Here is a 16,875-nt window from a genome sequence, read left to right on the forward strand (position 1 = left end):
TTATATTACCATTTTTTCTATTGGACAAACCAGAATACCTTCTGCACCTGCCTGTCTTAATTCGTCTATTACCTCCCAGAATTTATCTCTGTTGATAACCGTGTGTACTGAGCTCCATCCTTCTTCAGCCAAAGGCAGAACTGTCGGACTACGCATCCCTGGAAGCAAACTGATGATAGTATCAATCTTATCATTGGGCACATTCATCAGTACGTATTTTGACAATCGGGCCGTGAGTACAGAGCGTATCCGGAAAAGCAATTTTGTTAATACTTCCTCCTGTTCGGCTCCAATGTTGGGTGACACGGCAAGAACGGCCTCGCTGGTGAGTATTTTTTCTACTTCCTTAAGGTTGTTTTTAAAAAGTGTACTCCCGCTGGAAACTATATCACAGACGGCATCGGCAAGACCGATATTAGGTGCGATTTCTACAGATCCGCTAATAATATGCAATTCGGCTTCAACCCCTTTTTTCTTTAAATACGAGGTTACGGTATTGGGATAAGAGGTCGCTATTCGTTTTCCCTCCAGGTCCCTGACAGATTCGTATTTGTTCGACTTGGGAACCGCGATGGATACACGGCATTTAGAAAAGCCAAGTTTTTCGGCAACTCTCAGGTCCTCGCCTTTCTCAACCAGTACATTTTCCCCTATGATCGCCACATCTACCACCCCGTCTCGCAAATACTGGGGGATATCCCCATTGCGCAGGTAGAACACTTCCATTGGAAAATTTCTGGCGGATGCCTTTAGCTGATCCTTCCCATTGTCGATGGAGATACCACAGTCCTTTAGAATTTTCAGGGAATCTTCGTTGAGACGACCTGATTTCTGGATAGCGATTTTTAATTTCATGCCTTATCTTTTATTTAATCTTGAAAAACAAAACCCGTTTGATTGCTCAAACGGGTCCGGATATCGTGTAAATACAACAAATCAATCCTAGCCTGCTTGAGGGCAAGTGAGGAAATGATGATGTGTATTGTTTTTTCTCATACTGAGGCAAATGTAGAATTTATTTTAAACCTACAAAAATTTGATCTTACTAATTATTTCCTAAAATCAATGGCAAACCAGAATCTCCTGAGCCCACTACCACTACCTTGGAATTAGGTGATTCAGCTAGTTTCAGCGTGGCTTCAATTCCCTTGTCCTGAAGGATTTTATCCGTTAGGGAAGCACTGAGTATCCTGTTGGCATCAGCCTTACCCTGAGCCTCAATGATCTGCCTTTGGGCCTCTTTATCTGCCGTGATCAGACGAAATTCATATTCCAGGGATTCCTGTTCCTGTTTTAGCTTTCTTTCAATAGCCTCTTTGATAGTTGGGGGCAGTGTAACATCCCTTACGAGAACTTCATTTAGTTGAATATACTGACCATCAACGATCTTTTTAGTTTCCTCAAAAATCTCAGCCTGAATAGCATCCCTTTTACTGGAATACAATTGTTCCGGGGTATAACGTCCTACAACACTACGGGCAGCTGAACGAATTGTGGGTAAAAGTATGCGTTGCACATAGGCCTCGCCTTTCTCCTGATGCAATTTTCCAAGGTCCTCGAACTTAGGCTCAAACCACGCAGAAGCATCCAGTTTGATCTCCAGTCCATTAGATGAAAGTACCTGCATTTTTTCAAATACCTCCTGTTGTCTTACTTCGTAAACAAAAACCTTGTTCCAGGGGGCTACAAGGTGAAATCCTTCTCCCAGAGGTGGTTCATCGGTAACTACACCATCTCCAAAGGTTCGATAAAGAACTCCGGCCTCTCCGGAGCCAATTGTGATAGCTGATTTTGAAATTAAAATCACCAATACAATGATGATAAATACTGCGGGTAAAGCAATTTTTGGAAGTTTGTCCATTCTATTATTTTTATATTAATCCGTTATATTTTCTGATTAACCATTCGGTAGTAAAAGCGAGAATGATTATCGCGAACATTATTTTAAAATCGATCAAAGATACGACATTTTCAACGCTTTTCTGTGTTGGGGCCAGGTCTGGATTTTCTTTAAGCTCATTCAACATACTCTCAATTTGATCAGGGTGATAAAGATGACCTCCACTCCCCTCAGAGAGCTCTCTGAGCTGATCAGCATCACTGGATACGAATAACTGTTCAAGGTTAAACTCTTCGATAGTAAAACGACCTCCTTTTTGCAGGTTTTCACCTTCTACGGAGACTGAGAAGGTGAAATCTCCTTCTTTTAGGTTCCCCAGTCCTGCCTCATAATGATTACCACTAAGCAGCATGGTCTGCTCGCTGCTAAATTCATCGTCTCTGCTATTAATCCTTAATACAAGAGTTGCATCCTTCTTAATTACGTAGGTTTCATCCGTAAATGTGGCCTTAATTTTTTTCTCAGTAACCGCACTGTACAGCTGTTCGTATTCTATCGAAAGGCGATCTCGTTTCCCGTCGGAAGTGAGATATAAAATGATCTTATTTATGAAATTATCGAAATTGTCGAAATTCTCATCATTGCGGTAACTCTGTACCCTCCACTTCCAAATATTCTCGCCAAAGAGATAGGCATGTCTTTCTTTACCATCTGAAATAATTGGTAATAATGGGTCCTGAAGATTTACACCTCTTATTTGCTGATCGATTAAACTCTCGTAAGGCTGAGTGATAAGAATTTCACCCAGGCTACCAATAAGAGGGGGAAAATCTTCCACTGAAAAATCCCCTAGATCAAAAAGGTCGAACGTCTGGTTGAGAACGGGAAGGATTTCTTCGGTCTGATTTGAATTACTAATCTCCAGTCCTTTTTGCATTCTGTTCAGATATCTCCAATTAGTTGCGGGACCTGTTATGGTAAATGTATTCAGACCAGACTCCTTTAAAAAGTCGTATACCGATTGAAATGCCGGTGTAGGCTGATATAAAATTAAAATATCAAACTCGCTCAGGTCCTCCGCCGATGCCTGCGGCCTTAGCAAGGAAACACTACGCTGATCATTACTTTCTATTGCCTTAATTAGTGCTCCAAGATCGGGGTGTAAAACATCAGAGATAAGTCCGACCCTTGTTTTTTCATCAATCACTTCAATTGGAATACGCCTTTTATTGTTCATCGTATTCCGTTCTCCGGGTATGGAATCCACGGAAATGCTAATCATTCGCAATCCAACTTCGGAGGCCTCCAGGGTCGTACTTATTTTTTTTGAATTCTCTTGGGGCGTCAGTCGGATATCTGTAGAGTAAACAATCTTGGCATCCATACGGATCCTGAGGCGGCTATCAACTGCCTCATTGCCTTGCAGCATTACAAACAGTTCAACGGGAAACCGATTTTTAAGAAATGCATATTTGTTGATATTTACCTGATTTATTCTCAGATCCGCATAACGGGTAGTATCTCCTACTACCAAGGAATACACCGGATAACTGAGGTCATTTCCCATATATTCATAGGCCTTTCCTACAGTCTGATTTCCATCGGAAATTAAAATGGCGAGGGTTTTGTCACGGCCAAATATATTGTCGGCTGATGACAGAGCTCCGGAAATATCAGACACTTCTGCTAAAAAGCTAAGGCTATCTGAACTTTGCAGCTCAGAGCCAAAAGCAAATTCCCTGAGTGTAAATCTTTCGGTTAGAGCTTCATCTTCCAGGATTTGCTCACTCAGAGTCATGATCTGTTCTGAGGCGCCTCCGGATTTTATCGATTGGGAGTCATCGATGAGCAGAAGGAGGTTATGTTTTTCTACCTGGTAGCTAACATTAGAAATCTTTGGATTAAGCAAGATTAGCAATACTCCAAAAATTGAGATAAAGCGAAGAAAGGCGAGAATCAAGTTGAGCCTGCCTCTTTTTTTTGCCTTATAAAAATACTGCCAGAGAACAATCAGGAGTGAAAAAAGCGCTGCCAGCAGCACGCCAAGTAAGGTTGCTGTTTGCATCAATCATTTCTTTTAGTCGCTTTCTTCAAAGGGATACTGCTAAGTGAGCATTCCCCCGTCTACATGGAGAACCTGGCCCGTAACATAGGCAGACATGTCGGAAGCCAGAAACAGACATGCATTTGCAACATCTTCGGGAGATCCTCCCCTTTTCAAAGGAATAGCATCCCTCCAGCTCTGCACTGTCTTTTCATCGAGTTTACCAGTCATTTCCGTTTCAATAAATCCCGGTGCGATGGCGTTACATCTGATATTCCTGGAACCAAGTTCGAGGGCAACAGATTTTGTAAAACCAATAATCCCGGCCTTTGAGGCAGCATAATTGGTCTGTCCTGCATTTCCTTTTACGCCAACAACACTACTCATATTGATAATGGATCCGTGGCGTTGTTTTAATAAGGTTCGCTGAACAGCCTTGGTCATATTAAAAACAGATTTCAGGTTGATTTCTATCACGGCATCAAAATCCTCCTCGCTCATTCGCATCAGGAGATTGTCTTTTGTAATTCCCGCATTATTGATCAGCACATCAATGCCGCCAAAATCCTCCAGCACAGCAGTAATAAGAGATTCACACTCTTTAAAAATAGCTGCATTACTCTTGTAGGCTTTGGCTTTTACGCCCATCCCGCTAAGCTCTTTTTCCAACTCAGCAGCCGGACCTTCACTGGAACTATAAGTAAATGCTACGTTTGCGCCATGGGAGGCGAATATTCTTGCAATACCGGTACCAATTCCCCGACTAGCGCCGGTAATTATGACATTTTTTCCGTCTAACAGTTTCATAGGATCGTCTATATTCGTTTGATTTCACTCAAAGATACATTTTGTGTCGCGCAAGGCGAAAAAAAAATCCCGAAGGAATCGGGATTTTTATTCAGATTGGATTTTTTATCCAAGTACTTCCTTTACTCTTATTCCGATCTCAGCTGGTGAATCCACAACGTGGATACCGCATTCTCTCATAATCCTCTTCTTTGCCTGGGCGGTATCGTCACTACCCCCAACAATCGCTCCGGCATGACCCATGGTTCTCCCGGCGGGAGCAGTTTCCCCGGCGATAAAACCAACAATAGGTTTTTTACTTCCACTTTCTTTATACCATTTAGCAGCATCTGCTTCAAGCTGACCGCCTATCTCTCCTATCATTACCACGCAACTGGTTTCGGGATCATTGACCAGTAACTCCACAGCTTCCCTGGTGGTAGTTCCTATAATAGGGTCTCCTCCAATACCTATAGCCGTTGTAATTCCAAGGCCCTGTCTAACCACCTGGTCTGCAGCCTCATAAGTAAGTGTTCCCGATTTTGAAACGATTCCCACTTTCCCTTTTTTAAATACAAAACCGGGCATGATCCCCACTTTTGCTTCTCCCGGGGTAATTACTCCGGGGCAATTTGGGCCTATCAGCGTACAATCTTTATCTTTTATATAATCGTAGGTCTTCACCATGTCTTCTACCGGGATACCTTCTGTAATGGTGATAATCACTTTAATTCCGGCACTGGCTGCTTCCATAATTGCATCCGCTGCAAAAGCAGGGGGGACAAAAATAATCGTCGTATCTGCACCAGCCTTTTCCACGGCTTCTTCCACTGTATTAAAAACAGGTCGATCCAGATGAGTCTGACCACCCTTTCCCGGAGTTACACCTCCTACTACATTGGTGCCGTATTCAATCATTTGTTCTGCATGGAAGGTACCTTCACTCCCGGTAAAGCCCTGAACTATGATTTTGGAATCTTTATTGACTAGTACGCTCATAATCTATTTTTAAATTGGATAAACAAAAATATAGGATTGAAGATGATCTGAAAAGCAATCCTTTCTTTATTGTTGATTTATTTGTTTTAATATTTCAGGTATTCTTTTAACGTTGGCAAGTTGTTTGAGTTTATCACGGGCTTCTTCTGCCGGACTGCCAAAATATGTTTTTCCGCCTGCAAGGGATTTTGCCACTCCGGTCTGCGCCAGTATTACGGCCTTTTTCCCAATCGTTGCCGCACTTGTAACGCCTACCTGCCCCCAGAGGGTGACTTCATCTTCAATGACCACACACCCAGCAATACCTGTCTGAGAAGCAATGAGACATTTTTTTCCTATCACAGTATCATGGCCAACATGAACCTGATTGTCTAGTCTACTTCCTTGCTTTACGGTAGTATCCCCGGTTACACCTTTGTCTAAAGTACATAAGGCACCGATTTCGACATCATCTTCAATAACCACCCTTCCTCCGGAAAGTAATTTGTCAAATCCTTCGGGGCGATTTTTATAATAAAAGGCATCAGAACCCAGAACTGTACCTGCATGGATCTGTACATTATCCCCGATTACACAGTGATCATAAATGGTCACATTTGGATGGATTAGGCAATTTTCTCCGATGGTAACATGGTTGCCAATAAAGACATGGGGCTGAATTACTGTGCTCTTGCCAATCTTAGCAGAGGGTGATATACTGGCCGAAGCACTTGCGAAAGGTCGAAAGTGCCTGGTTAGTTTGTTGAAGTCGTTAAAGGGTTCATCTGAGAGTAATAAGGCTTTCCCTTCAGGACATTCTACTTTTTTGTTTATCAGGATGATGGTCGCTTTTGAATTTAAAGCCTTGTCGTAGTATTTCGGATGGTCTACAAATACAATATCTCCGGGTTCCACGACATGTATTTCATTCATTCCCAGCACCTGGAAATCGTCTGCCCCTACAAATTCTATCCCCAGGAGAGATGCGATTTGTTTTAGTGTCTGAGGTTGTGAAAATTTCATATAGTGGTATTATTCCTTGGCGCGCTCCATATAGTTTCCCTTCTCAGTATCAATCTTGATCTTATCTCCTTCATTGATAAAAAGAGGAACATTTACTGAAGCTCCAGTCTCTACAGTTGCCGGTTTAGTAGCATTCGTCGCTGTATTTCCTTTTACACCGGGTTCTGTATGTGTAACTTCCAGTACAACACTTGCCGGCATATCTACAGAGAGAGGCATACTGTCTTCGGTATTGAACATGATGGTCACTACTTCCCCTTCTTTTAACAAAAGCGGAGCATCGAGGGCGCTTTCCTGCAAAGCGATCTGGTTGTAATCGTCAGTATTCATGAAATGGTAGGTAGATCCATCCGCATAAAGAAATTGGTAACTCCGGGTCTCCACCCTCACATCTTCAATTTTATGCCCGGAAGAAAAGGTATTGTCTAACACCTTGCCCGTAGTGACACTCTTTAATTTAGTTCTGACGAATGCCGGTCCTTTCCCCGGCTTTACATGAAGGAATTCAATGATCTTGTATATGTCATTGTTGTATCTAATGCACAACCCCTTTCTGATATCTGATGTATTTGCCATAAATTTTAATTGGTACTGAAATATCCTTTCATAATTCCTCTTTGAGAGTCCCTGATAAATTGTAAAATTTCATCTCGTTCAGGAGTTGCTTCCATTTCGGCTTCGATGATCTGTACGGCCTGTGAGTTATTGTAATTCTTCTGGTATAATATCCGGTAAATGTTCTGAATCTCACGGATTTTATCTGCCTTAAACCCTCTGCGGCGAAGTCCTACAGAATTAATCCCAACATAGGACATAGGCTCTCTGGCTCCTTTGACAAAAGGAGGAACATCTTTCCGAACCAATGATCCCCCGGTGACGAAGGCGTGTTGACCAATGGATACGAATTGGTGCACAGCCACAAGGCCGGCAAGGACCACATTTTCCCCTATGGTAACATGCCCTGCCAGGGTAGAGTTATTGGAAAAAATGCAATTATTGCCTACAAAGCAATCGTGAGCAATATGACAGTAAGCCATGATAAGACAATTCTTCCCGATGACCGTTTTCATGCGGTCGGAGGTGCCTTTATTTATCGTGGCACATTCTCTGATCGTAGTATTATTTCCAATTTCCACCGTTGTTTCCTCCCCTTTGTACTTAAGGTCCTGAGGAGGAGCGGAAATGACAGCCCCTGGGAAAATATTACAATTTTTTCCGATCCTTGCCCCTTCCATGATAGTGACATTAGACCCGATCCAGGTGCCCTCACCAATGGTGACATTGTTGTGGATAGTTGTAAATGGTTCTACCACCACGTTCTTTGCAATTTTTGCGCCGGGATGGATATAAGCAAGCGGTTGATTCATTTTATTTCTTTTTCGCTATTTGCGCCATCATTTCTGCCTCACAAACCAGTTTATTATTGGCGTAGGCATAAGCCTGCATGTGACAAATTCCTCTTCTGATGGGTGTGATAAGGCTGCAGTGGAAGATCAAGGTATCTCCCGGAAGTACTTTTTGTTTAAATTTTACATTGTCGATCTTCATAAAGAAGGTCAGGTAATTTTCAGGGTCAGGAACCGTACTCAATACGAGGATCCCCCCGGTTTGCGCCATGGCTTCAACTTGCAATACCCCCGGCATTACGGGTGCTCCGGGAAAATGTCCTACGAAAAACGGTTCGTTCATGGAAACATTTTTCATCCCTACAACATGGGTTTCAGACAATTCAAGGATGCGGTCGATCAATAAAAAAGGTGGTCGGTGTGGCAGCATCGCCATGATCTGATGAATGTCCATCAGTGGTGGTGCATTGAGATCGTATTTTGGAACGCTGTTACGCTTTTCCAGTTTGATGATCTTGCTGAGTTTTTTTGCAAACTGCGTATTGACGTAATGACCCGGTTTGTTTGCGATCACTTTACCCCTTATGCGTGTTCCGGTGAGCGCAAGATCGCCTATCACGTCGAGTAGCTTGTGGCGGGCAGCTTCATTGGGTTGATGAAGGGTAAGGTTATCGAGAATGCCGTTAGGCTTTACTGAGAGTTTTTTCTTTTTAAAAGCCTTTTCCAGCTTTTTCATTGTAGATTCGGATATCTCCTTGTCTACATAGACGATAGCATTGTTAAGATCTCCCCCTTTGATGAGTCCGTTTTCAAGAAGCATTTCAAGTTCATGCAGAAAGCTAAAAGTCCTGGCATCTGCGATTTCCTTTTTAAAATCTGATAGCCGTTCCAGGGTTGCATTCTGGGTTCCCAGTACTTTGGTTCCGAAGTCCACCATAGTAGTGACCTGGTATTCCTCTGAAGGGATTACCGTAATTTCACTTCCTGTTGCTTCGTCCTTATAGCTGATCACCTCTTTTACAATGTATTCTTCCCTCTCTGCATCCTGTTCAACAATACCTGCTTTTTCAAGAGCTTCAACAAAATATTTAGAAGATCCATCCATGATGGGAGGCTCTGGGGAATCGAGTTCGATAATTATATTGTCTATCTCAAGGCCCACAAGAGCAGCCAGAACGTGCTCCGAAGTCTGAATTTTCACCCCTCGTTTTTCAAGGTTCGTTCCCCTCTGGGTATTGATAACATAATTGGCATCGGCCTCTATGATTGGTTCCCCTTCAAGGTCGACGCGTTTAAAAGCATAGCCGTGATTGACCGGTGCCGGCAGAAATTTCATTGTGACGTTCTCACCTGTGTGTAATCCTACCCCGGTTAATTCTACTTCTTTAGCAATGGTTCGCTGTTTCACCATATACGTTATTCTCCGTTATTTTTTTCCAGTTCAACAATTCTACCCACCAACTTGGTAAGGTTTTTAAAATGAACATATGATTTATTAAAGTCTCCGTAATTCAAGGCAGGGGATCCCTGCAATACTTCATCGTCTTTTACATTCCGAATAATCCCGGACTGTGCCTGAATCTTTACCCGGTCACCTATTGTGATATGCCCTACAATCCCAACCTGTCCGCCAATCAAACAGTTTTTTCCGATTTTAGTAGAGCCCGCAACTCCCGTCTGGGCTGCGATTACAGTATGCTCTCCAATTTCGACATTATGAGCAATCTGAATCTGATTATCTAATTTAACACCTTTTCTCAAAATAGTGGATCCCAAAGTGGCTCTGTCTATTGTTGTGCCTGCTCCGATCTCAACATTGTCTTCTAGAATGACGTTTCCGGTCTGTGGCACCTTGGAATATTCCCCGTTGTTATCAGGAGTAAACCCAAATCCATCTGCCCCGAGAATTACCGCACTGTGTATCACACATCCATCACCTACCACTGATTCTGAGTAGATTTTAGCTCCGGAATAAATCATGACATTGTCGCCAATCGTTACATTATCCCCAACGTAAACATTAGGAAAAATCTTTACGTTCTTCCCAATCTTTACATTATTGCCGAGATAAGAAAAAGCACCCAGGTAAAAATCCTCTCCGTAAGATGCTGATTCGGAAAGAAATACAGGCTCTTCAATTCCTACCTTGTTATGCTTAACATTGTTGTAAAATTCGAGAAGCTTTGAGAATGACTTATAGGCATCATCTACTTTGATAAGCGTAGTATTCAGTTCCTGTTCAGGCTGAAAATCTTTGTTTACGATGGTGATCGATGCCTCCGTACTGTATATATAGTGTGTATACTTGGGATTTGCCAGAAAAGTAAGTGATCCTTCAACCCCTTCCTCTATTTTCGCAAGCTTGTGGACAGATATTTCAGGGTTACCGTGAACCTCACCTTCTAGGATCCCTGCAATCTGACTGGCTGTGAATTTCAAAAGCTAACTTTTTGGTCTAAGGATTTGATCGCACAAAAGTAAGAAAAATTACGTAACGCTTTTCTTCGGATAGCACATATAATACTTGGTCACCGTTTTGGACAGGGCGTCCAGATTGAGATGGTCCGAGGCCTTTGCCACATCAATGGTCCTGGAATTCGACATCAGTATATTTATGTTCTCTTTCTCCCTGTCATAGGCCCTGTTTTCAATAGCCCCTTTAAAGACAAAGTAACTCACCTCTTTATCGCTGAGTTGATAGATCGATTTACAGTCAGATTTTATTTTCTCGAACTTCTTTTCTGACACCTCCCTGTTCTTCACCTTTATTTTAAGCAATTCACGGTTGAGGATCATCTTGCTTAATTCGGAGAGTACAAAATCAGGATGGTGTTGCCATGCTTTCAGGGCCGAAAGTATATCTACATCATCGAGAGAGGAAAATTTCAATAAGATTTCAGGTGTAAAATTCTCTCGCCTTACCTCATTTGTCAGGAAATACCGCAGAGGTTCACTTGCCGGAAGACTACCGTCATTGGCGTGGACTTCCCTCGCTCTCCGCAATACCCTGATAAGGAGTTGTTCTGCCACAATACCGGTCTTGTGGAGATAGACCTGCCAGTACATAAACCTCCTGGCCATCAGAAATTTTTCAACGGAATAGATGCCCTTCTCTTCCACGACCAGCGATCCGTCAACCACGTTCAGCATGGTGATCAGCCGCTCTGCATTAATGTTCCCTTCAGCCACCCCGGTGTAAAAACTATCCCTTTTTAGATAATCGAGCCTGTCCATATCGAGCTGACTCGAAACCAGCTGATTCAGGAATTTTTTGGGGTGCGTACCCTTGAATATCTCTATCGCAACAGTTAATTCCCCATCTAATTCTTTATTTAGTTGCTCCATAAATAATAAGGAGAGCTCTTCATGTGAAATGCCGTTAACCAGGCTGTGTTCCATGGCGTGGGAGAAAGGGCCGTGTCCTATATCATGCAGGAGGATGGCATACAGAAGTCCGCTAGCTTCATCGTCCGTAATATCAACTTCTTTGTAACGCAACACCTGTATGGCCTGCTGCATAAGGTGCATACTCCCCAGGGCATGGTGAAACCTTGTATGATGTGCCCCCGGAAATACCAGGTAGGACATCCCCATCTGGGAGATTCTCCTGAGGCGTTGAAAGTAGGGATGAGAAATAAGTTTGAACAGCTGGGGGTTAGGAATTCTAATAAATCCGTAAATTGGATCATTAAATAACTTCAGCTTCCTGGTGGTGGCCAATTTTCTGCGCTTTAAGGGGTAAATATAAGGACTAAATGAACACAATTACAATACTGTGGGTAGATGACGAGATTGACATGTTAAAACCCCACATCCTGTTTCTTGAGGAAAAAAATTACAAAGTAGTCACCTGTAAGAGCGGGCAGGATGCCCTGGAGGAACTCGAAAAAAACCAATTCGACATTGTGTTTCTGGATGAGAATATGCCGGGCCTGTCGGGTCTTGACACCCTCAATGAAATAAAAAACATAGAACCCACCCTCCCCGTGGTCATGATCACCCGGAGTGAGGAAGAGTTTATCATGGAAGAGGCAATAGGCTCAAAGATTGCCGACTATCTCATCAAACCTGTAAATCCAAACCAGATCCTGCTTTCGCTAAAAAAAACCCTGGATCACTCCCGCCTGATTTCAGAAAAAACAACCTCCAACTACCAGCAGGAATTTCGCAAGATCTCCATGGACCTCTCCATGGTAAATTCCTATGAAGAATGGGCTGATCTGTACCGGAAGTTAATTTCCTGGGAACTGCGCCTCGAGGAAATAGAAGATTCCGGGATGTTTGAGATTCTGGAGTCCCAAAAAATAGAGGCGAACAACCAGTTTGGAAAGTTTATAGACAAGAATTACACCGACTGGTTTAGTGAGGGTGGCGGACCCGTGATGTCTCACACTTTGTTTAAGGAATGGATAAAACCGGAATTAGAGGGGCAGTCGACCTTATTAGTGGTCATCGACAATTTGAGATACGACCAGTGGATTGCTTTTGAGGATGTGCTATCCCCTTTTTATAAAAAGATACGGGAACAGCCGTATTACAGTATCCTTCCCACGGCCACGCAATATGCCAGAAACGCCCTGTTTTCCGGATTAACGCCTCTGGATATGGAAAAAAAGTATCCGAAATGGTGGAAGAATGATGTGGACGAGGGCGGCAAGAACCTGTTTGAGGATAAGTTTCTGGAATCCCAGTTAAACCGTTTGGGGCTCGATCTGGAATGGGAGTATTTTAAGATCAGCAGTCTAAAGCAGGGAAAGCAACTGGTGCAGAATTTTAATAGCCAGAAAAAGAACGATCTCACGGTGATCGTCTACAATTTTGTGGACATGCTCTCCCATGCCAAAACGGAGATGGATGTAATAAAAGAATTAGCTTCCAATGATAAGGCGTATCGTTCCTTAACCCAGAGCTGGTTTAAAAATTCACCTTTGCTTGAGATCATACAAAAGGCCAGGAGTCTTGGGATGAAGCTGATCATTACTACGGATCACGGCACTATCAATGTAAAACAGCCTTCCAAGGTGATTGGCGACCGGGAAACCAGCCTTAACCTGAGGTATAAGACCGGGCGGAGCCTGTCTTATGATGCCAGGGATGTACTGGAAGCCAAGGATCCTTCCATGATTAATTTGCCCAGTATTACCATGAGCAGTTCTTTTATTTTTGCGAAGAACGACCTGTTTTTTGCCTATCCCAACAATTATAACCACTACGTAAGTTATTTCAGGAATACCTACCAGCATGGGGGTGTTTCTCTGGAGGAAATGATTATCCCCTTTGTGGTGCTACAGCCGAGATAAAGGCAGGTATTGAAGTAAATCAACTTTCCAGGTGGGAACCTCCCAGGATTTCTGTATTTTCAAGTTGAATAATTACTAGTTTTGTGTACGCATAACAGGTTTTCTGAATTTAAAAATTAATCCATAAGTTCTATTGAATAATTTAAAATTAAAATAAATGAGTGGAAATAATAATAGTTGGTATATAGATCAAACGGAGAATGAGGAAATAGATATTTCATTCAGAGAATACGATTTGACATCTGCACCAAACGATTTTAATATTAAAACAATATATGATTTCATAGAATCGGGTGTGTTAAAAATACCTGGCTTTCAACGCAATTATGTTTGGGATATAAAAAGGGCTTCTAAGTTGATAGAATCATTAATAATTGGTTTGCCTGTTCCACAAGTTTTCTTGTTTGAGGAAGGAAGAAATGAATTTATGCTTATAGACGGTCAACAGAGATTAATGACAGTCTATTATTTCATAAAACAACGTTTTCCTCGAAAAGAAAAAAGAACTGAAATAAGGAGGATTTTTGCACAAGAAGGAAGCATTCCTGATGAAATCCTACATGACAAAACATATTTCAGAGATTTTGAGCTAAAGCTCAGTGAAAAACTGCCAGAGTCTCCAAATAAACTTAAAAATTTAAAGTATACAACTTTAGGTGAATATAAGACTTCATTCGATTTGAGGACTATAAGAAATGTCATTATCAAACAGAATTTGCCGCCAAATGATAATTCGGCTATCTATGAAATATTCTATCGCTTAAATTCAGGAGGAGTTGTTCTTAAACCGCAAGAAATAAGATCGAGTGTTTATCATTCGAAATTTTATGAAATGTTATTTAGAGTTAACCTAAATCCAACGTGGAGAATACTAATTAATAGACCGAACCCTGACCTTCATTTAAAAGATGTCGAAATAATCTTGAGGGGCTTCGCTATGCTGATTGAGGCTGATAATTACAAACCCTCAATGACTAAATTTCTAAATAATTTTTCGCACAAGGCAAAGTCATTTACAGAAGTCTCGATTGAATACTTTGAAACCCTATTCAACGCATTTGTTAACGAAGCTCATAATTTTGGGAATGCGGCATTTGTTTCTAGTAAGACTAATAGAATAAATATATCTGCATACGAATCAATTTTTAAAGCAATGACTCAAAATGCTTTTAAAAACGAAAACCTCATTGTTAAGAAGGCTATACCAGAAAATCTGCAAATTTTACTTGCAGATGAAGAATTTATTAAGGCAACGGAATCAGATACAGCAGGTAGTAAAAACGTCGAAAAAAGGATTCAAAAGGCAATTCAAATCCTCTAATGGCATGTCTGCAATAATTGATAACATTTATAATAACAACACCGATCTTATAAAATTCCTGGAAGATCAAAAACAAGTATCTTTTAAGATTGATGCCGAACAAAACTTTAAAAAGGGGCTACTTTTAAGCATTGCCAGCTTGTTTGAAAGCCGACTAATGGATATTATTGAATCTTTCTTTATCAAGAATACTAAAAATAATACAATGGCAATTGAATTTGTGAAATCAAAAGGATTAAAGAGGCAATATCATACTTTTTTTAATTGGAATTCAGCTAATGCAAATACATTTTTTGCACTTTTCGGCAAAAAATTTAAGGACCAAATGGTAGCCAAAGTTAAATCTGATGCAAAATTCGATACGGGAGTTAAATCTTTCATTACACTTGGAGAACTTAGGAATAGATTAGTGCATAAGAATTTTGCAGAATTCAACATCGAAAAAACTGCAAATGAAATTTACAATGAATTTAAGCAAGCTTTATATTTTGTCGATCAAATAGAAAAAGAACTGATGAAATAGTGAAGTCCCAGATCACAAGTGATATTAGAGTAGATATGGTATCGATTCGTTCGCTCCATTTTACGGATCAAATGGATTTACATTTTTTTATGGAGAAAATAATTTATTCTTTCAAAGATATTGAAAACATAGCCCAAAAACTTCTTGATTTGATCCCAGAATATAGTGTGATATGCCTGCATGGTAGGATGGGGACTGGAAAAACCACCTTTATCAAGGCCCTTGTAAAACAACTGGGGGGAGAAGAACAAGCTTACAGCCCAACTTTTGGTATAGTCAATGAATATCGTTATCCGAATGGTGATCTCCTGGGCTATCATTTTGATTTTTACCGAATGAACAATCCGGAAGAAGCACTAGACCTGGGATTGGAGGAATACCTCACCAGGGACGTTTGGGTCTTTATTGAATGGCCTGAAAAAGTGGGGGATTTACTCCCTGACGAATGTATTAATCTGCATTTAAAGATTCTCGATCCTCTAACCCGCGAGCTCACCCTGCCAGCTCTTATTAGCTGAAATTGCACTTTTTTATCTCCCTGCAAACGGCAATCAGAATCGATTAACTGCAGCTTTCTTCGTTAAAAGGTAAAATTTTATCGATAATCTGTATTTTTATTCAAATCCTTTCCCTATATTTGATATGAGAATGAAAATGAATCCTGAATTTTAACACTATTCTACGATGAACACTAAAAAATTACTTTTTGCTTTTGCTGCCATGTTAGTTTTAGTTGCTGCGGCTTGTACCCCTAATACGGCCGAGGACGATCAATTATATGAACAAGGTCTGAAAAAGGGAGATGTTATTCTTAAGAAATAACTAGCAAGGCAAATTTCCAAATTATAGAAATTACAAACGGGGCTCAATAAAAAGCCCCTTTTAGCGTTACATCCATATACGATTTAACACGCAAATAATTTGGAAAAGAATCATAAAAGTATAACGCGACGTAGATTTTACGTAGAATCAATAGGACTAATTCTTATAGTCTTAACTCCATTTTTCTTTAAAATTCATGATTATTTACCTGAAGATCGTGAGGCAACCTTGAACCTCTTTGGATATACTCTAGATCGAAATGGCTTTAACAATGTTAGTACATATGTTTGGTTTTTATTAAATAAAATCATTCCGTTATATTTATTAATCATTTGGTTCTTTACCTGTAAACACTGGTGGTATCATGTCATTCTGATCCCACTATGTATGTATGCTTTTCAACTATTTGAGGTCATCTATTCGGAGGACGATTACATCGAAACCGAGAATATCCTTTGGTTATTACCCGTCTGTATGGTAGTAATAACTTTTGTTTATTTCATCCGAGCTAAATTGTATGATAAATACGTTCATGGGATCGACCTGGAAGCCATGGAAGCTGAATTACAGTCCTTTAAAGAAAAAGAAAATACTGACCATATATCGCAAACTGTAGATTCTGAAAGTCAATCCGATAAAATCGATCTTTCAGAAAAAGTTTCCAAAAGGACCTTATCCAAGATGTTTAAGCAGTTTCAGCATTCCCTGAAAAATCTCTTTAATATTTCGCTCTGATCCCGGTGTCGTTTTGTAAAGACTTCACAATCTATTCCAAAAAATCGTTTGATTGCCCTATAGTTTATTAAGGCTATTCCAATTATCGCATTTAATTCTTTCACGATTTTTATTGTAATTTTGAGTAAAATGGGTTTTGTCTTATCTTGCCCAAAAG

At 40.9% G+C, this 16,875-nt stretch carries 17 protein-coding genes; 6 read left to right on the plus strand and 11 right to left on the minus strand.

Annotation, left to right across the window (positions count from 1 at the left end):
- The 11 genes from hisG to AB8P51_RS13770 form a co-directional block, all read right to left on the minus strand.
- On the minus strand, positions 1 to 855 hold the full coding sequence (gene hisG, locus AB8P51_RS13720) for an ATP phosphoribosyltransferase (protein WP_369749422.1): 855 nt from the start codon (positions 853 to 855) through the stop codon (positions 1 to 3).
- 190 nt (positions 856 to 1,045) lie between these two features.
- Entirely contained in the window at positions 1,046 to 1,861 is an 816-nt protein-coding gene (locus AB8P51_RS13725) for a prohibitin family protein (protein ID WP_369749423.1), read from the minus strand.
- Between the two features lie 10 nt (positions 1,862 to 1,871).
- The gene (locus AB8P51_RS13730) at positions 1,872 to 3,905 is read right to left on the minus strand and encodes a VWA domain-containing protein (RefSeq protein ID WP_369749424.1); all 2,034 of its coding nucleotides are present in this window, start codon (positions 3,903 to 3,905) and stop codon (positions 1,872 to 1,874) included.
- A gap of 39 nt (positions 3,906 to 3,944) precedes the next feature.
- A complete protein-coding gene (gene fabG / locus AB8P51_RS13735; RefSeq protein ID WP_369749425.1) occupies positions 3,945 to 4,691 on the minus strand; it encodes a 3-oxoacyl-[acyl-carrier-protein] reductase in 747 nt (248 codons plus the stop codon).
- A gap of 105 nt (positions 4,692 to 4,796) precedes the next feature.
- Positions 4,797 to 5,669 carry a succinate--CoA ligase subunit alpha gene (sucD, locus tag AB8P51_RS13740; protein ID WP_369749426.1) on the minus strand — a complete coding sequence of 291 codons (873 nt, stop codon included), beginning with the start codon at positions 5,667 to 5,669 and terminating at the stop codon, positions 4,797 to 4,799.
- Positions 5,670 to 5,735: 66 nt separating this feature from the next.
- On the minus strand, positions 5,736 to 6,671 hold the full coding sequence (locus AB8P51_RS13745; RefSeq protein WP_369749427.1) for a UDP-3-O-(3-hydroxymyristoyl)glucosamine N-acyltransferase: 936 nt from the start codon (positions 6,669 to 6,671) through the stop codon (positions 5,736 to 5,738).
- Positions 6,672 to 6,680: 9 nt separating this feature from the next.
- Entirely contained in the window at positions 6,681 to 7,247 is a 567-nt protein-coding gene (efp, locus tag AB8P51_RS13750; protein ID WP_369749428.1) for an elongation factor P, read from the minus strand.
- 5 nt (positions 7,248 to 7,252) lie between these two features.
- Positions 7,253 to 8,038, minus strand: a complete 786-nt coding sequence (gene lpxA, locus AB8P51_RS13755) for an acyl-ACP--UDP-N-acetylglucosamine O-acyltransferase (RefSeq protein ID WP_369749429.1) — start codon at positions 8,036 to 8,038, stop codon at positions 7,253 to 7,255.
- A 1-nt stretch (position 8,039) separates the two neighbouring features.
- Complete coding sequence (locus AB8P51_RS13760) at positions 8,040 to 9,428, minus strand: bifunctional UDP-3-O-[3-hydroxymyristoyl] N-acetylglucosamine deacetylase/3-hydroxyacyl-ACP dehydratase (protein WP_369749430.1); 1,389 nt, start codon at positions 9,426 to 9,428, stop codon at positions 8,040 to 8,042.
- Between the two features lie 5 nt (positions 9,429 to 9,433).
- Positions 9,434 to 10,456: a UDP-3-O-(3-hydroxymyristoyl)glucosamine N-acyltransferase gene (gene lpxD, locus AB8P51_RS13765; protein ID WP_369749431.1), complete on the minus strand. Its 1,023-nt coding sequence runs from the start codon at positions 10,454 to 10,456 to the stop codon at positions 9,434 to 9,436.
- Between the two features lie 48 nt (positions 10,457 to 10,504).
- Positions 10,505 to 11,737: an HD domain-containing protein gene (locus tag AB8P51_RS13770; RefSeq protein WP_369749432.1), complete on the minus strand. Its 1,233-nt coding sequence runs from the start codon at positions 11,735 to 11,737 to the stop codon at positions 10,505 to 10,507.
- A gap of 35 nt (positions 11,738 to 11,772) precedes the next feature.
- On the opposite strand from AB8P51_RS13770, the gene AB8P51_RS13775 reads away from it, so the two are divergent.
- The 6 genes from AB8P51_RS13775 (at position 11,773) to AB8P51_RS13800 (ending at position 16,718) form a co-directional block, all read left to right on the plus strand.
- On the plus strand, positions 11,773 to 13,317 hold the full coding sequence (locus tag AB8P51_RS13775) for a response regulator (protein ID WP_369749433.1): 1,545 nt from the start codon (positions 11,773 to 11,775) through the stop codon (positions 13,315 to 13,317).
- Positions 13,318 to 13,474: 157 nt separating this feature from the next.
- Positions 13,475 to 14,638 carry a DUF262 domain-containing protein gene (locus tag AB8P51_RS13780; protein WP_369749434.1) on the plus strand — a complete coding sequence of 388 codons (1,164 nt, stop codon included), beginning with the start codon at positions 13,475 to 13,477 and terminating at the stop codon, positions 14,636 to 14,638.
- 4 nt (positions 14,639 to 14,642) lie between these two features.
- The gene (locus tag AB8P51_RS13785; RefSeq protein ID WP_369749435.1) at positions 14,643 to 15,161 is read left to right on the plus strand and encodes a HEPN domain-containing protein; all 519 of its coding nucleotides are present in this window, start codon (positions 14,643 to 14,645) and stop codon (positions 15,159 to 15,161) included.
- An 89-nt stretch (positions 15,162 to 15,250) separates the two neighbouring features.
- Complete coding sequence (tsaE, locus tag AB8P51_RS13790) at positions 15,251 to 15,679, plus strand: tRNA (adenosine(37)-N6)-threonylcarbamoyltransferase complex ATPase subunit type 1 TsaE (RefSeq protein WP_369749436.1); 429 nt, start codon at positions 15,251 to 15,253, stop codon at positions 15,677 to 15,679.
- A 166-nt stretch (positions 15,680 to 15,845) separates the two neighbouring features.
- Complete coding sequence (locus tag AB8P51_RS13795) at positions 15,846 to 15,983, plus strand: hypothetical protein (protein ID WP_369749437.1); 138 nt, start codon at positions 15,846 to 15,848, stop codon at positions 15,981 to 15,983.
- Positions 15,984 to 16,370: 387 nt separating this feature from the next.
- Positions 16,371 to 16,718: a hypothetical protein gene (locus tag AB8P51_RS13800; RefSeq protein WP_369749438.1), complete on the plus strand. Its 348-nt coding sequence runs from the start codon at positions 16,371 to 16,373 to the stop codon at positions 16,716 to 16,718.
- Positions 16,719 to 16,875: the final 157 nt, after the last annotated feature.

It is taken from the genome of Muriicola sp. SD30 (assembly GCF_041205185.1).
In the GTDB taxonomy this organism is placed as follows: domain Bacteria; phylum Bacteroidota; class Bacteroidia; order Flavobacteriales; family Flavobacteriaceae; genus Muriicola.

What these genes read in the sequence shown, in the direction of transcription:
- hisG (WP_369749422.1), bottom strand. Translation starts at nt 855, where the DNA reads ATGAAATTAAAAATCGCTATCCAGAAATCAGGTCGTCTCAACGAAGAT.
- AB8P51_RS13725 (WP_369749423.1), bottom strand. Translation starts at nt 1,861, where the DNA reads ATGGACAAACTTCCAAAAATTGCTTTACCCGCAGTATTTATCATCATT.
- AB8P51_RS13730 (WP_369749424.1), bottom strand. Translation starts at nt 3,905, where the DNA reads ATGCAAACAGCAACCTTACTTGGCGTGCTGCTGGCAGCGCTTTTTTCA.
- fabG (WP_369749425.1), bottom strand. Translation starts at nt 4,691, where the DNA reads ATGAAACTGTTAGACGGAAAAAATGTCATAATTACCGGCGCTAGTCGG.
- sucD (WP_369749426.1), bottom strand. Translation starts at nt 5,669, where the DNA reads ATGAGCGTACTAGTCAATAAAGATTCCAAAATCATAGTTCAGGGCTTT.
- AB8P51_RS13745 (WP_369749427.1), bottom strand. Translation starts at nt 6,671, where the DNA reads ATGAAATTTTCACAACCTCAGACACTAAAACAAATCGCATCTCTCCTG.
- efp (WP_369749428.1), bottom strand. Translation starts at nt 7,247, where the DNA reads ATGGCAAATACATCAGATATCAGAAAGGGGTTGTGCATTAGATACAAC.
- lpxA (WP_369749429.1), bottom strand. Translation starts at nt 8,038, where the DNA reads ATGAATCAACCGCTTGCTTATATCCATCCCGGCGCAAAAATTGCAAAG.
- AB8P51_RS13760 (WP_369749430.1), bottom strand. Translation starts at nt 9,428, where the DNA reads ATGGTGAAACAGCGAACCATTGCTAAAGAAGTAGAATTAACCGGGGTA.
- AB8P51_RS13775 (WP_369749433.1), top strand. Translation starts at nt 11,773, where the DNA reads ATGAACACAATTACAATACTGTGGGTAGATGACGAGATTGACATGTTA.
- AB8P51_RS13780 (WP_369749434.1), top strand. Translation starts at nt 13,475, where the DNA reads ATGAGTGGAAATAATAATAGTTGGTATATAGATCAAACGGAGAATGAG.
- AB8P51_RS13785 (WP_369749435.1), top strand. Translation starts at nt 14,643, where the DNA reads ATGTCTGCAATAATTGATAACATTTATAATAACAACACCGATCTTATA.
- tsaE (WP_369749436.1), top strand. Translation starts at nt 15,251, where the DNA reads ATGGAGAAAATAATTTATTCTTTCAAAGATATTGAAAACATAGCCCAA.
- AB8P51_RS13795 (WP_369749437.1), top strand. Translation starts at nt 15,846, where the DNA reads ATGAACACTAAAAAATTACTTTTTGCTTTTGCTGCCATGTTAGTTTTA.
- AB8P51_RS13800 (WP_369749438.1), top strand. Translation starts at nt 16,371, where the DNA reads ATGTATGCTTTTCAACTATTTGAGGTCATCTATTCGGAGGACGATTAC.